14 protein-coding genes and 1 pseudogene are annotated in these 15,283 nt (G+C 63.8%); 12 read left to right on the top strand and 3 right to left on the bottom strand.

The genetic code is table 11. The features are described 5' to 3' along the window. The first annotated feature begins 3 nt into the window (after positions 1-3). From LB523_RS12785 to LB523_RS12760, 6 genes are all read left to right on the top strand, one after another. A complete protein-coding gene (locus tag LB523_RS12785) occupies positions 4-1,641 on the top strand; it encodes an ABC transporter substrate-binding protein (protein ID WP_411966457.1) in 1,638 nt (545 codons plus the stop codon). Positions 1,642-1,656: 15 nt separating this feature from the next. Further along, on the top strand, positions 1,657-2,724 hold the full coding sequence (locus LB523_RS12780; protein ID WP_224545221.1) for an ABC transporter permease: 1,068 nt from the start codon (positions 1,657-1,659) through the stop codon (positions 2,722-2,724). Positions 2,725-2,920: 196 nt separating this feature from the next. After that, entirely contained in the window at positions 2,921-3,847 is a 927-nt protein-coding gene (nikC, locus tag LB523_RS12775) for a nickel transporter permease (RefSeq protein WP_224545222.1), read from the top strand. Continuing rightward, positions 3,844-4,680, top strand: a complete 837-nt coding sequence (locus LB523_RS12770; protein WP_224545223.1) for an ABC transporter ATP-binding protein — start codon at positions 3,844-3,846, stop codon at positions 4,678-4,680. The genes nikC and LB523_RS12770 overlap by 4 nt, the downstream gene beginning before the upstream one ends. Beyond that, positions 4,677-5,423 (top strand): ABC transporter ATP-binding protein, encoded by a 747-nt coding sequence (locus LB523_RS12765; RefSeq protein WP_224603065.1) that lies wholly within the window; start codon positions 4,677-4,679, stop codon positions 5,421-5,423. The genes LB523_RS12770 and LB523_RS12765 overlap by 4 nt, the downstream gene beginning before the upstream one ends. Positions 5,424-5,607: 184 nt before the next feature. Next, the gene (locus LB523_RS12760) at positions 5,608-6,885 is read left to right on the top strand and encodes a 4-aminobutyrate--2-oxoglutarate transaminase (protein ID WP_224545225.1); all 1,278 of its coding nucleotides are present in this window, start codon (positions 5,608-5,610) and stop codon (positions 6,883-6,885) included. Between the two features lie 48 nt (positions 6,886-6,933). Here LB523_RS12760 and LB523_RS12755 read toward each other — a convergent pair. The 3 genes and pseudogenes from LB523_RS12755 to LB523_RS12745 form a co-directional block, all read right to left on the bottom strand. Then, positions 6,934-7,259 (bottom strand): annotated as a pseudogene (locus LB523_RS12755) (type II toxin-antitoxin system RelE/ParE family toxin). 4 nt (positions 7,260-7,263) lie between these two features. After that, a complete protein-coding gene (locus tag LB523_RS12750; RefSeq protein ID WP_224526731.1) occupies positions 7,264-7,494 on the bottom strand; it encodes a type II toxin-antitoxin system ParD family antitoxin in 231 nt (76 codons plus the stop codon). A gap of 38 nt (positions 7,495-7,532) precedes the next feature. After that, positions 7,533-8,786 carry an NAD(P)/FAD-dependent oxidoreductase gene (locus LB523_RS12745; RefSeq protein WP_224545226.1) on the bottom strand — a complete coding sequence of 418 codons (1,254 nt, stop codon included), beginning with the start codon at positions 8,784-8,786 and terminating at the stop codon, positions 7,533-7,535. 416 nt (positions 8,787-9,202) lie between these two features. Between LB523_RS12745 and LB523_RS12740 the strand changes: the two genes are divergently transcribed. The 6 genes from LB523_RS12740 (at position 9,203) to LB523_RS12715 (ending at position 15,175) form a co-directional block, all read left to right on the top strand. Further along, a complete protein-coding gene (locus LB523_RS12740; RefSeq protein ID WP_224603064.1) occupies positions 9,203-10,492 on the top strand; it encodes an imelysin family protein in 1,290 nt (429 codons plus the stop codon). A gap of 101 nt (positions 10,493-10,593) precedes the next feature. Next, a complete protein-coding gene (locus LB523_RS12735; RefSeq protein ID WP_224526726.1) occupies positions 10,594-10,905 on the top strand; it encodes a (2Fe-2S)-binding protein in 312 nt (103 codons plus the stop codon). Beyond that, complete coding sequence (gene bfr, locus LB523_RS12730) at positions 10,871-11,356, top strand: bacterioferritin (protein ID WP_095765979.1); 486 nt, start codon at positions 10,871-10,873, stop codon at positions 11,354-11,356. The genes LB523_RS12735 and bfr overlap by 35 nt, the downstream gene beginning before the upstream one ends. Before the next feature lie 129 nt (positions 11,357-11,485). Beyond that, entirely contained in the window at positions 11,486-12,970 is a 1,485-nt protein-coding gene (locus LB523_RS12725; RefSeq protein WP_411962567.1) for a di-heme oxidoredictase family protein, read from the top strand. A 20-nt stretch (positions 12,971-12,990) separates the two neighbouring features. Further along, positions 12,991-14,064, top strand: coding sequence for an imelysin family protein (locus tag LB523_RS12720; RefSeq protein WP_224545244.1), 1,074 nt, complete (start codon positions 12,991-12,993; stop codon positions 14,062-14,064). Between the two features lie 4 nt (positions 14,065-14,068). Next, positions 14,069-15,175 carry a DUF1513 domain-containing protein gene (locus LB523_RS12715; RefSeq protein ID WP_224545228.1) on the top strand — a complete coding sequence of 369 codons (1,107 nt, stop codon included), beginning with the start codon at positions 14,069-14,071 and terminating at the stop codon, positions 15,173-15,175. The last annotated feature ends 108 nt before the right edge of the window (positions 15,176-15,283 follow it).

The raw sequence follows: 15,283 nt of genomic DNA, 5'->3' as shown, positions 1-15,283 counted from the left end.
ACTATGATGCTGGAAAAGTTTGCTCTCCGCTCGCGCGCCTTGCTTGCGGGCGCCGCGTTATCCGCGCTGCTCGTCTCGCCCGCTTTCGCGGTCACGCCCGCCGATACGCTGGTCGAGGGCTTTGCCATCGACGACATCATCTCGATGGATCCGGGCGAAGCGTTCGAGCTGTCGACGGCCGAGGTCACCGGCAACACCTATGATCTTCTGGTCCGCCTCGATCTCAACGACACCTCCAAGGTCAAGCCCGACCTCGCCGAGAGCTGGACCGTTTCCGATGATGGCCTGACCTATACGTTCAAGCTGAAGCCCGGCATGAAATTCGCCTCCGGCAATCCGATCACCGCCGCCGACGTCGCCTATTCCTTCGAACGCGCCGTCAAGCTCGACAAGAGCCCGGCCTTCATCATCAACCAGTTCGGCATTACCGGCGACAACGTCACCGAAAAGGCCAAGGCCGTCGACGACACCACCTTCCAGTTCGTCGTCGACAAGGCCTATGCGCCAAGCTTCGTGCTCAACTGCCTGTCGGCCACCGTCGCGTCGGTCGTGGACGCCAAGCTGGTCAAGGAACATGTCGCCGCCGCCACGCCGAGCGCCGACTACAAATGGGACAACGATTTCGGCAATGCCTGGCTGAAGACCGGCTATGCCGGCTCCGGTCAGTTCAAGCTGCGCGAATGGCGCGCCAACGAGGCCGTCGTCCTGGAGCGCAACGACAACTACAACGGCGAGAAGGCCAAGCTCGCCCGCGTCATCTACCGCAACATGAAGGAAAGCTCGGCACAGCGCCTGGCGCTCGAAGCCGGCGATATCGACGTCGCCCGCAATCTCGAGCCGAACGACCTTGATGCCATTGCCAAGAACGCCGATCTCACCACCACCAGCGCGCCGAAGGGCACGGTCTATTACATCAGCCTCAACCAGAAGAACCCGAACCTCGCCAAGCCCGAGGTGCGCCAGGCGTTCAAATATCTGGTCGACTACGACGCGCTCAGCACCACCATCCTCAAGGGCATCGGCGAGATCCATCAGTCCTTCCTGCCCAAGGGCGATCTCGGCGCCATCGACGATAACCCGTTCAAGCTCGACGTCGCCAAAGCCAAGGAATTGCTTGCCAAGGCCGGCCTGCCGGACGGCTTCAAGGTGACCATGGACGTGCGCACTGGACAGCCGACCACCGGCATGGCGGAATCGATCCAGCAGACGCTCGGCCAGGCCGGCATCAAGCTGGAGATTATTCCGGGAGACGGTAAGCAGACGCTGACCAAATACCGCGCCCGCAACCACGACATCTACATCGGCAACTGGGGCCAGGACTATTTCGACCCGAACTCCAACGCCCAGACCTTCGCCTCCAACCCGGACAATTCCGACAACGCCAAGATCAAGACGCTGGCCTGGCGCAATGCCTGGGACATTCCGGACCTGACCAAGGAAACCGAGGCGGCATTGCTGGAGAAGGATGCGGCTAAGCGTGCCGACATGTACAAGGATCTGCAGCAGAAGATCATGGACACCAGCCCCTTCGTCATCATCCACCAGCAGCTGGAAGTGGCGGGCTTGCGGAAGAACCTCCAGGGCTTCAAGCTCGGCCCGAGCTTCGATACCAATTTCGTCTGGGCGGTCTCGAAGCAGTAACCCCGGGCGCGACGCGTGAGCGTAGCTGAAAACCAGGCGGCGGCCGGGCGCGGCAGCGCCCGCGCCATCGCCATCCTATCGTCGCTCGGCCGCTTTCTGATCATTGCGGTGACGACCTATCTCGGTCTGCTCGCGGTGACCTTCTTCATCGGCCGAGTCATCCCGATCGATCCGGTGCTGGCCGTTCTCGGCGACCGGGCGCCGACGGCCGTCGTCGAGCGCACGCGCCGCGAGATGGGTCTCGACCTGCCCTGGATCGAGCAGTTCTACCTCTATGTCAAAAGTGCGTTGAGCGGCGACTTCGGCACGTCGGTGCTGACTACCAATCCGGTGATGACGGATATCCGCCGCGTTTTCCCGGCGACCATCGAGCTGGCGACGCTGGGCACGATCATCGGCGCCGTCATCGGCGTGCCGCTCGGCGTGCTGGCCGCCGTCAAGCGCGGCAGCCTCATCGACCAGGTCGCCCGCATCGTCGGCCTCATCGGCTATTCCGTGCCGATATTCTGGCTGGGTCTGCTCGGGCTGGTGCTGTTCTACGCCAAGCTGCAGTGGATCGCGTTTCCGGCGCGGCTCGATGTCGTCTACGAATACACGTTCACGCCGATCACCGGCTTCTACCTGCTCGATGCCGCGATCCAGAGGCAGTGGGACGTCTTCTACGACGCCTGGCGCCACATCGTCCTGCCGGCTTCGCTGCTCGGCTACCTGTCGCTTGCCTATATCAGCCGCATGACGCGTTCCTTCATGCTGAACGAGCTGGCGCAGGAATATATCGTCGCAGCCCGTGCGAAAGGCCTGTCGGAGACGCGCATCATCTGGGGCCACGCGCTGCGCAACGCCGCCGTGCCGATGGTGACTGTGATTGCGCTTTCCTACGCCAACCTGCTCGAAGGTTCGGTGCTGACCGAGACCGTCTTCTCCTGGCCGGGCATCGGCCTCTACATCACCAACTCGCTGCAGAACGCCGACATGAACGCCGTGCTCGGCGGCACCATTGCCATCGGCTCGGTCTTCATCGCCATCAACCTTTTCTCCGATCTGCTCTACCGGCTGCTCGATCCAAGGACGAAGACCGAATGATCGGAGCTATTGCCGTTTTGGGCTTGGCCGCGGCCAACCACCCCCGCTCCGGCCCTTCGGGCCACCTCTCCTCGTGCCTGGGGGAGAGGACAAGCCGGTCGCACGCTTGGCGCCTTTCCTCACGCCCGTCGAACGGGGGAGAGGTGGTCTGCGAAGCAGACCGGAGTGGGGGCCGACTACTTCAGGAGGCATTGTCATGACCGCCGCCGACGCCGGCGCCTTCTCCCGTCGCGCATGGCTGCTGAGCGACCGACCGGCCTCGCGCCTGCAGGCAAGGCTCGGCCGCTCCTATGTCGCCTGGCGCCGCTTCTCCGCCAATCGCTTGGCGCTGGTCGGCATGCTGATTATCATCGCGCTGCTGGTGGTCGCCGCCCTTGCCGATGTGCTGGCACCGTATTCGCCGACCGTTGGCGATCTCAAGAACGCCCGCCTGCTGCCGCCCGGCGCCGCGCACTGGTTCGGCACCGACGATCTCGGCCGCGACATCTATTCACGCATCGTCTATGGCTCGCGCTGGACGCTTTATGTGGTGATCCTCGTCGCCATCATCGCCGCGCCCATCGGCCTGCTGGTTGGCACGATCGCCGGTTATGCTGGCGGCTGGACCGACACGATCCTGATGCGCATCACCGACATCTTCCTCGCGTTTCCGAAGCTTGTGCTGGCGCTGGCTTTCGTCGCGGCGCTCGGACCCGGCATCGAGAATGCCGTGCTGGCGATCGCCATCACCTCATGGCCGCCCTACGCGCGCATCGCGCGCGCCGAGACGCTGACGGTGCGCAATTCCGACTACATCAAGGCGGTGCAGCTGATGGGCGCCTCGCCCTTCCGCATCGTGCTGCGCCACATCATGCCGCTCTGCATCTCCTCGCTGATCATCCGCGTCACGCTCGACATGGCCGGCATCATCCTCACCGCCGCCGGCCTTGGTTTCCTCGGTCTCGGCGCGCAGCCGCCATTGCCCGAATGGGGCGCGATGATCGCATCCGGACGCCGCTTCATCCTCGACCAGTGGTGGGTGGCCGCAGCCCCAGGTGCCGCCATCCTCATCGTCAGCCTTGGCTTCAACCTGCTCGGCGACGGCCTGCGCGACGCGCTCGATCCCCGGAGTGGCGACCAATGAGCGACACGCTTCTCGAGGTCGACGATCTGCGCGTCACCTTCCCGACCCGCACCTGCCTCGTGCAGGCGGTGCGCGGCGTCTCCTTCTCGCTCGGCCGCGAGCGGTTGGGCATCGTCGGCGAAAGCGGCTCCGGCAAATCGCAGACCGGCCGCGCCATCATGGGGCTGACCCCGCCGCAGGCTGAGGTCTCGGCGAAGAAGCTCGCTTTCGACGGCATGGACTTGCTTTCCATATCGCCGCGTGAGCGCCGGGCGCTGCGGGGAAACCGCATCGCCATGATCCTTCAGGATCCGAAATATTCGCTCGATCCGGTCATGACCATCGGCCGCCAGATCGTCGAGACGCTGCGCACGCATGAGAAGGTAGGAAAGACCGAAGCGCGCGAACGGGCGCTGGCGATGCTGCAGGCGGTGCAGATCCGCGACCCGGCCCGCGTCTTCGATCTCTATCCGCACGAGGTCTCGGGCGGCATGGGCCAACGCGCCATGATCGCCATGATGCTGGTCACCGGACCCGAATTGATGATCGCCGACGAGCCGACCTCGGCGCTCGACGTCACCGTGCAGCTCGACGTGCTCAATATCCTCGACAAGCTCGTCGCCGAGCGCGGCATGGGGCTGATCTTCATCTCGCACGATCTGCGCCTGGTCTCCTCCTTCTGCGACCGCGTCGTCGTCATGTATGCCGGCAAGGTGGTCGAGCAGATCAAGGCTTCGGAGCTGCGCGACGCTCAGCACCCTTACACGCGCGGCCTGCTCAACTGCATGCCCAGAATCGGCTTCGAGCGCCATCCGCTGCCGGTGCTCGACCGCAAGCCGGAGTGGGCGGCATGACGGCTTCCATCACTGTCGAAGGGCTGGAAGTGGTCTTCGACCGGTTTCGCGCGCTGAAGGGCGTCAGCCTCGAAGTCAGGGAAGGCGAATCCTACGGCCTCGTCGGCGAAAGCGGTTCCGGCAAGTCGACGCTGCTGAGAGCAATCACAGGTCTCGGGCCGGTTTCCTCGGGCACCATTACCGTCAAGGGCAAGACGCTCGGCAAAACCCGCGACAAGGCGTTTTATCGCGAGGTGCAGATGGTCTTTCAGGATCCGTACGGCTCGCTGCATCCGCGCCAGACGGTCGACCGCCTTCTGCAGGAGCCCCTCGCGATCCATGGCATTGCCGACGGCGAGAAGCGCATCGAGCGCGCGCTGGACGAGGTAGGGCTTGGCAAGGGCTTCCGCTTTCGTTACGCGCACCAGCTCTCCGGCGGCCAACGCCAGCGCGTCGCCATTGCGCGTGCGCTGATCCTCGAACCTTCGATCCTGTTGCTCGACGAGCCGACCTCGGCGCTCGACGCTTCGGTGCAGGCGGAGGTGCTGAACCTGCTGGAGGAGGTCCGGCGGCGCCGCAAGCTCACCTTCCTGATGGTCAGCCACGACCTCGCCATCATCACCCATATGTGCGAGCGGCTGATGGTGATGCAGAATGGCGAGGCCGTGGAGACGCTGACCGCGAGCCAGCTGATCGGCCATCGCGTCAGCGAGGATTATACGCGCAATCTGTTGAGGGCCAGCGAAGGATTTGTGAGGGTTTAGCCCGCAATTGCCAAGCCGCGTCCCTGCCCAGGTGTACCGGGGAGGACTTTATCTGGGGCAGGCCCAATTGACTGGACTTCGTGCCGACTTGAGCAAAACGTGAAATAAGGCCAGAAGGGGTTTCAACGGCATCAAACGAGAACGGGCCCAGTCTCGATGAGGGATGGCCCGATTGAGGGATGAGATGAAGAATTCAGCCATTTCCGAACGCAAGAACCAGTCGATCTCGCGCGGCGTCGGCATGACGACACAGATCTACGCCGAACGCGCCGAGAATTCGGAAATCTGGGATGTCGAAGGCCGCCGCTACATCGACTTCTCGTCCGGCATCGCCGTCGTCAACACCGGCCACCGCCACCCGAAGGTGATCGAGGCCGTCAAGGCGCAACTTGACCGCTTCACCCACACCTGCCACCAGGTCGTACCCTATGAAAGCTACGTGCATCTCGCCGAGCGGCTGAACGGCCTGCTGCCCGGCAAGTTCGACAAGAAGACCGTGTTCGTCACCACCGGCGCCGAGGCGGTCGAGAACGCCATCAAGATCGCCCGTAACGCCACCGGCCGTCAGGCGGTCATCGCCTTTTCAGGCGGCTTTCATGGCCGCACCTTCATGGGCATGGCGCTGACCGGCAAGGTCGTGCCCTACAAGGTCGGCTTCGGCGCCATGCCCGCCGATGTCTTCCATGCCCCGTTCCCGGTGGCGCTGCATGGCGTGTCGGTCGCCGATTCGCTTGCCGCGCTCGACAAGCTGTTCAAGGCCGATGTCGATCCGGGCCGCGTTGCAGCCATCATCGTCGAACCGGTTCAGGGCGAGGGCGGCTTCTACGAAGCGCCGCGCGATTTCATGGCTGCGCTGCGCAAGATCTGCGATCAGCACGGCATCCTGCTCGTCGCCGACGAAGTGCAGACCGGCTTTGCCCGTACCGGCAAGATGTTTGCCATGGATCATCATGACGTGGCGCCCGACCTCACCACCATGGCCAAGAGCCTCGCCGGCGGCTTCCCGCTGTCGGCCGTCACCGGCCGCGCCGAGATCATGGACGCGCCCGGCCCCGGCGGGCTCGGCGGCACCTATGGCGGCAGCCCGATCGGCGTTGCCGCCGCGCACGCAGTGCTCGACGTCATCGAGGAGGAAAAGCTCTGCGACCGTGCCAATGCGCTGGGCGCGCGGCTGAAGCAGCGGCTGGTTTCGATCCGCGAGGACGTACCGGAGATCGTCGACATCCGCGGTCCAGGCTTCATGAACGCCGTCGAGTTCAACGACGTGCAGAAGGGGCTTCCGTCAGCGGAGTTCGCCAACGCGGTCAGGCTGAAGGCGCTGGACAAGGGCCTCATCCTGCTCACCTGCGGCGTCTACGGCAACGTCATCCGCTTCCTGTCCCCGATCACCATCCAGGACGGCGTCATGACCGAGGCGCTGGATATCCTGGAAACCTCGATCCGCGAGGCGCAGGCCGCCTGAGGATGGTGCGGTGCTCTTCTGACGGTCTGCACCGGCGCGCGCAAGCCGTCAGGAGCCCGGATGTTGTAACCAGGATGGGATATCCATCTTGGCGTGAAGCACGCGCCACACATCGATGTGGTTCTGCCTGTTCAATATAGAAGATCAAATATGGATGACGCTTGAGCGGCAGGCTGCGTAGGCCGGGCAACCCAACTTCATAACTATCTCAGAGAGCCTGATGCCGGGTGGCTGGCTATTAACTTGTAGGCATTCTGAAGGTCCTCGACATAGCCTAACGCCACGTGCGAACCAGCTTCACGTGCATAATAATCGACAGCGTCCTCGATATCGCGCAGAGCAAGGCTTCGAGGAATAATTGGCTTGGTGGCCACTAACTTATTGGCCCTGCGCTCGTTTCCTCAACGCTGCGAAATAATCATCGTCAACGGGCTCACTCGGCGCGGACGACGCGCCCTCTAGGAGCAAGCGGCGCAAAAGTTGACGATCCTGATCCTGGCGGATCAATTCACGCACATATTCGCTGCTCGTGCCATAGCCTCGATCAGTCACTTGCTGATCGACAAAATTCTTCAAGCTGTCCGGCAGTGAAATGTTCATCGTGCTCATTCAGCCACTTTATGATCTATGGCAAAAATCGGCAATCTCTACGCGCTCGCCCTTGCCGGTTCGTCCCGACTGAAGGCCGCAAGCGCCGCCTTCAGCGCATCCGGCCCGCCTGCCACCGTTTGCGGCGTCGGCGAGAAGCCGGCGCCGAGCATCTTGCGGCCAAGCATGTGGTCGGCCGGGCGGTTGACGGATTCGATACCGAGCAGCCGGTTGCCCGCATAGTGGTAGATCGAGAACTTGTTCTCGGCGAGATCGCCCAGCACGACATGGTGATCGCCGCCTTGGGTCAGGCCCACCATCTGCAGCTTCATGTCGCCGATATCCGACCAGAACCACGGCACGGCCGAGAAGGGCTCGCCATGGCCGAGGACGGTGCGTGCGGCAAGCCGCGCCTGGTCGGTGGCGTTCTGCACCGATTCCAGCCGCACGTCGCCGCCGGTGAACCAATGCCGGTAGGAGGCCGCGTCGCCGATGGCGAGGATTTCGGGAACAGAGCTTTGCATATGCTGGTCGACGCGGATGCCGTTGCCGGTTGCCAGGCCGGCGGCTTCAGCCAGTTCGACATTGGGCACCACGCCGATGCCGATGATCACCATTTGCGCCGGCAGGCGTTCGCCGCCCGAGGTGATCGCGGCCGCGACGCGGCCGCCTTCGCCCTCCAGGCGGGCAATGGTGGTGCCGGTCAGGATGCGCACGCCGATCGCTTCCAGGCGCTGGCGCACATGCGCGGCGATGATCGGCGCCACGGCGCGGCCGAGCAGCCGGTCGACCGCCTCGACGACGGTGACGTTGCGGCCGGCCGCTCTCAGCGTTGCCGCGATCTCCAGGCCGATGAAGCCGCCGCCGAGAATGACCACGTCCTCGGTTTGCGCGCTGAGCTCGCGGATCGCCCGCGCATCGGCCAGCGAACGCAGCGAGACCACGCCGGCAAGGCTGGCGCCGTCAAGCTTGAGCAGGCGCGGCCGCGAGCCGGTCGCGAGCACCAGCCGGTCGAAGGCAAGCGTTCCACCGCCTGCGACATTCAACCGGCTCGCGCGAGCATCGATGCTGTCGATGCGCACGCCCGGCCGGTAGTCGATGTTGTTGCCAGTGTAGAAGGCTTCGCCGCGCAAGGGCTGCGGCTTGGCCTCGGCGTCCTTGATGAAGGTCTTGGACAACGGCGGCTTGTGATAGGGCAGGTCCTGCTCGTCGCCGACCAGGACAACCGGCCCTTCATAGGCCTCTTCGCGCAGGCTGGCGGCGGCCTGCACGCCGGCATGGCCCGCACCGACAATCACAACCCCGTTGGTCATCGCAATCCTTTTTGGTCAGCAAATTTAGGCCCTTGCGCCAAGTGGCGATTGTCCGTCACCGCCGCAAGGGCCGCGCATCGGGTCGCACCCAGAATGGCTGTCTGTCAATCGGGCCCAGCGAGGCAATACCGAGCTTAAAGTTGACATTTGTAGTTTAGAATAATTCTAAACTGTTGTTTCAATTGTATATTTTCTCTCTCACCAGTTGACTCCCGGCCTCTCCATCGCTTTATGGAGAGCTGCGCTCAAAGCGCATTCCTTTGATGTCTGGGCCTTGAACCCTTTCGATTGGAGGCAAGTGGTTGTCTTTTTATCGCGAACCGCGCATTGGCGCGGCCACCATTTTTCCCGGCATGCTTATGCCTCGGCGCGGGTGGGCGCCTTTTATTGAATTTCCAAGGAACTGGAGAAGGATGATGACGGCACGTAATGGCGGCAGGCTGGCCGCGATCTGCGCCACGGCTGCACTGACGGCGGCGGTGTTCGTGTTGCCGGCGAAAGCCGAGACCGACGCCAAGGCGGTGATCAAGACCTATGCCGACATCGCTTTGGCCAAATACGAGGATTCGCTGACCACTGCGCAGGCGCTGGACAAGGCGGTGAATGCGCTCGTCGCCAGTCCCTCGGCCGACACGTTGAACGCCGCGCGCGAGGCCTGGAAGGCGGCGCGCATCCCTTACCAGCAGACCGAAGTCTACCGCTTCGGCAACAAGATCGTCGACGACTGGGAAGGCAAGGTGAATTCCTGGCCGCTGGATGAGGGCCTGATCGACTATGTCGCCAAGAGCTATGGCACGGAGTCGGACGAAAACGCGCTCTATACGGCCAACGTCATCGCCAACAAGGAAATCGAGATTAACGGCAAGAAGGTCGATGCCTCGAAGCTGACGCCCGAGTTCCTCTCCGGCACGCTGCAGGGGGCCGGCGGCGTCGAAGCCAATGTCGCGACCGGCTATCACGCCATCGAATTCCTGCTCTGGGGGCAGGACCTGCATGGCACCGGGCCGGGCGCCGGCGAGCGGCCCTTTACCGACTACGACCTCAAGAACTGCACAGGCGGCAATTGCGATCGCCGCGCCGAATATCTGAGATCGGCGACCGATCTTCTGGTGTCCGACCTGCAGGAAATGGTCGGCAACTGGAAGGAAGACGGCGCCGCGCGCAAGAACCTCACCGAGGGCGATGCGAATGCCGCCATCTCCACCATCTTCACCGGCATGGGCTCGCTCTCCTATGGCGAGCTCGCCGGCGAGCGCATGAAGCTCGGCCTGTTGCTGCACGACCCGGAAGAGGAGCACGACTGCTTCTCCGACAACACCTACATCTCGCATCTCTATGACGCGGTCGGCATCCGCGATGCCTACCATGCCAGCTACAAGCGGCTCGATGGCTCCGTGGTCTCGGGTCCGTCGGTGTCCGACATGGTGAAGGCCGCCGATCCGGCGATCGACAGGGAGCTGTCGGGCAAACTCGACACCACCGTCGCCAAGATGGAGGCCATCCAGGCGCGTGCCCTTGCCGGCGAGGCATATGACCAGCAGATCGCCGAGGGCAACACGGAAGGTAACGCCACGGTGCAGGCGGCGATCGACGCCCTGATCGACCAGACCAAGTCGATCGAGCGCGCCGTCGGCTCGCTCAAGCTGAACCAAATCGCTTTCGAGGGTTCCGACAGCCTCGACGCGCCCGACAAGGTGTTCAAGTAAGATCGGGCATGATCCCAAAAGCCGGTTTTTGGACAAGATCATGCTCAATTGAGAAACCAGCCAAGCGGCGCCGGAACGGCGCCGTCAGCCAGAGCAAGTAGATGCTGATCTGCCATTGCAACATCATCACCGAAAAGGAGATCGAGCAGACGATCGTCGGCCTGCTGGATCAGGATCCCTGGCAGCTGATCGTGCCCGCTAAGGTCTACCACGCGATGGCCAAGCGCGGTCGCTGTTGCGGCTGTTTCCCAAATGTGGTGGAAACGATCATTCGGGTCACCGAGAATTACCACGCCCGCTCAGAGGTGGGGGGCGTGGACATCGTTTCACACCTGGATCGCGTGCGAGGCTTGCGCGGCCAATACGGGAGCAGAACCCATGAAAGGCGAACCGCAGGTCATCGAGCGGCTTAATGAAGCTCTGTTTCTGGAGCTTGGAGCCGTCAACCAGTACTGGGTGCATTACCGTCTGCTCGAGGATTGGGGCTACACCAAGCTGGCAAAGAAGGAGCGGGCGGAATCGATCGAGGAAATGCATCACGCCGACCGGCTGATCGCGCGCATCATCTTCCTCGAGGGTCACCCGAACCTGCAGTCCGTCGCGCCCTTGCGCATCGGCCAGAATGTCAAGGAAGTGCTCGAATCCGATCTCGCCGGCGAATATGACGCACGCACCGCCTACAAGCGCTCGCGTGAGATCTGCCAGGACGAAGGCGATTTCGTTTCGATGAAGCTGTTCGAGGATCTTTTGGCGGACGAGGAAGGACATATCGACTTCCTGGAAACGCAGCTCGATCTGCTTGCCTCGATCGGCGAGGAAAAATACGGCCAGCTCAATGCCGACTCGGCCAACGAGGCGGAGTAAGGACATGCGGGAATGCGGCGCCCCGTAGATTTTTCGCGCCGCGCGTGGCGGGCCGGGATTCACGGCTTGCCGTCCCAAAAGACCCCGCGATACCGGATTGGTCGCGGGGCATGGCTTTTGCTGGCGATCATGCCTTCCGCATCCGCCTTGGCCGGTGAGCCCGCCGCTCTGCCGACAAGCCGCACCGACCTGACGCCGAAGGACCAGGCGCGGGTTCTGGCGGTCACCAGGCCAACGGCCGATTTCACCAGGCCGGAGCCGTTCGAGCTGATGCAGGGCGGCGCCGGCACCTCGCGCAAGGACATCAACCGCGATGCCTTCTCACAATCCTCCGCCAATATCACCTTCGAAGAAGAAGGAACCTTCAAGCTCGGCAACGCGCTGTTTCGCAAGAACTGGGTGTCGTCGCCGTCCTCGACCCAGGCTTCGGACGGGCTCGGCCCGCTCTTCAACGAACGCGCCTGCCAGAACTGCCATCTGAAGGATGGCCGCGGGCGTCCTCCGGAAGGCGATGCCGGATCGACATCGATGTTCCTGAGACTCGCGCGCGATGCCGGCAGCGCCGAGGAAAGGGCCGCGCTCACCGATCATAAGCTGCTGAACTTTCCCGATCCCGTCTATGGCGCGCAACTGCAGGACCTTGCGGTTCCCGGGCTCAGGGGTGAGGGCCGGATGCGCGTCGATTATCAGGAGCAAAAAGTTACGCTCGGCGACGGTGCCGTCGTTTCACTGCGCAAGCCGAGCTATACGATCGAAAATCTCGGCTACGGTCCGCTCGATCCGCGCACCACGCTGTCGCCGCGCCTGACGCCGCCGATGATCGGGCTGGGCCTGATCGAGCAGATCGCGCCGGCCGATATTCTCGCCAATGCCGATCCGGACGATCGCAACAGTGACGGGATCTCGGGCAGGCCGAACATGGTGCGCGACGAGCTGAGCGACGCGGTGACCTTGGGCCGCTTCGGCTGGAAGGCGCAGACCGCCTCGATCCGCCAGCAAACGGGCGATGCCTTTGCTGGCGATATCGGCATCTCGACGCCGGAAATGCCGAAGCATTGGGGGGATTGCACCGAGGCGCAGACGGATTGCCTGGCCATGCCAAACGGGGTGCAGCAACGCCTCGGCACGGCCGAGGCGTCGCCGCCGGTGATGGACCTCGTCACCTTCTATTCGCAGAACCTGGCCGTGCCGGCGCGGCGCGACATCGGCAAGCCGGACGTGCTCGCCGGCAAAAAGCAGTTCTACGAGATGGGCTGCATTGCCTGTCACACGCCGAAATTCGTCACCATGCGCGGCACGCCGAACAAGGCGCAGGCCTTTCAGCTGATCTGGCCCTATTCCGACTTCCTGTTGCACGACATGGGCGAGGGCCTTGCCGATGGGCAGCGGGTGGGCGAAGCCACGGGGACCGAATGGCGCACCCCGCCGCTCTGGGGCATCGGGCTTACCGCGACGGTCAACGGCAATGCCTTTTACCTGCATGACGGCCGCGCGCGTACGCTTGCTGAGGCGATCCTGTGGCATGGCGGCGAGGGACAGAAGGCGCGCGACCGCTTTGTCGGTGCCGCCGCGGCCGATCGCGACGCGCTGATCAAATTCCTGGAGTCCCTCTGATGTCGAAACGCGTCGCTCTGATGTCGAAACGCATGGCCCTTGCTCTTCCGTTCCTTCTGGCCGCAGTGATGCCGGCATCGGCTGCGGTCAAGGCTTCCGATGTCATCGGCCGCGCGATCGACGGCTTCGTCCGCCCCGCCTATGCCAGCCTCGATGAGCATGCGGCGGGCCTGACCAAGGCGATGCACCAGCTTTGCGAAGCGCCGTCCAAGGAGAAGCTCGAAGCGGCTCGCGCGGCGTTTTCAGGCACGGTCGAGGCCTGGTCGGTAGCCGAGATCATCGCCTTCGGGCCGATCAAGGAGAACAACCGGCTGGAGCGCATGCTTTATTGGCCGGACCGCAAGAGCATCGGCCTGAGGCAAGTGCAGGCCACGCTCGCATCCAAGGACCCATCAGACATCGATCCGGCGCAACTGGCGCAAAAGAGCGTCGCCATGCAGGGCCTCGGCGCGCTCGAATATGTGCTTTACGGCGACGGCGCCGAAACGCTTGCCGGGAAAGACGATCCTTACCGCTGCGCCTATGGCGCGGCGGTTGCCGGCAATATCGAAACGATGGCGGGCGAGGTGCGCGACGCCTGGCAAAAGCCCGATGGTTTCGCGTCGCTCTGGGCCAATCCGGGGCCGAAGAACCCGCTCTACCGCGACGGCAACGAAGCGGTGACGGAACTGGTCGGCGTCTTCATCAACGAGCTGGAAATGATCCGCGACGTGCGGCTCAAGGGATTTCTCGGCGCGAAACCCGATGCCGATAAGCCGAAGCAGGCGATCTACTGGCGCTCGCAGAACACGACGGCCTCACTGGCCGCAAACCTGTCCGGCATCGACCAGCTGTTCCAGGCCTCCAGGCTCGGCGACGCGCTGCCCGCCGACGCGCAATGGATGGCAGAGTCCATCCACATCCAGCTCAGCAACGGCGTGACGACAGCGAAATCCGTTGCCGGTCCGATCGACAAGGCGCTCGCCGACCCCGCGCTGCGCGGCAAGCTCGAGCATTTCGCGCTGATCACCTCCAGCCTGTCGACCTTGATCGGCACCAGGATGACCGCCGAGTTCGGCCTGACCGCCGGCTTCTCGTCGCTGGATGGGGATTGATGCCGTGAGAACCGCCCTCATCCACCGCCGCGATTTCCTGCGGGCAGCGGGCGTGGGCTTCGCCGCCGCCATGGCGCCGCGCGCATGGGCTGACACGCTTGCCGCGGATGCGGTGTTTGCCACGGCCTTCGTCAAGCGCGACGGCAGCTTCGGCGCCGCCGTGCTCTCCGAGGCGGGGAAAATCCTGCATACGGTCGATCTGCCGGATCGCGGCCACGACGTCACTTTCGATCCGGTGTCGAAGCGCTCGGTGGTCTTTGCCCGCCAGCCCGGCACCTTTGCGGTGGTCTTCGACCATGCCGGCCGCGACAAGCCGCTGACCATCGCCAGCATCGCCGGCCGGCATTTCTTCGGCCATGGCGTGTTCTCGCCTGACGGCGCTCTGCTCTACGCTACGGAGAACGACTTCGACAACGCGGCAGGTGTCGTGGGCGTCTACGATGCGCGGGCGAAATTCAATCGCGTCGGCGAGTTCCCGACCTACGGCATGGGACCGCATGAACTGCTCCTGCTTGGCGATGGCCGCACTTTAGCCATCGCCAATGGCGGCATCGAGACCCATCCCGATTTCGGTCGCGCCGAACTCAACATCGCGACAATGAAGCCGTCCTACACGCTGGTCGACCGCGTCACCGGCGACCTCATCGAAAAGCACGAACTGCCGCCGGCGCTGCATCAGCTTTCGATCCGCCACATGGATCGCGACCAGGTGGGCACCGTCTGGTTCGGCTGCCAGTATCGCGGGCCGGCGACCGACCGGCCGGCGCTGGTCGGGCGCGCCGCGCGCGGCAAGGAGCTCGAGCTCCTGGAGATGCCGCAGGACGTGCTCTCAGGCTTGCGCAATTATGTCGGCTCGGTCGCCGCCAATGGCGCAACGGGCACCGTCGCCATCACCTCGCCGGAGGGCAATTCGCTGGCCGTCATCGATGCCGCCAGCGGACGCGTGGTCACGACAAGAGCGCTGGTCGAGGTCTGCGGCGTCGCGCCCGACGGCTCCGGCTTCATGGCGACGACCGGCGCCGGCGAGATCGTCGGTGGCGACGGCGCCACCCGTTCCGAACCGGACTATGTCTGGGACAATCACACGCTGTGCATCGCGGCCACGGCCTGACAACACCAAGATGCCGCTGTGGCGCTGAACCGAAGCCGCTTAACATTTCTCCGCCCTGGCCCTTGCGGCGGCGGCCTATGCCGGGCAGAGGGAATTGTGTTTCGATCC

Origin of the sequence: Mesorhizobium sp. ESP-6-4 (assembly GCF_020164735.1) — a bacterium.
Classification (GTDB): domain Bacteria; phylum Pseudomonadota; class Alphaproteobacteria; order Rhizobiales; family Rhizobiaceae; genus Mesorhizobium.
The sequence above is the reverse complement of the archived record's forward strand: the minus strand, read 5'-3'. Positions and strand labels throughout refer to the sequence as shown.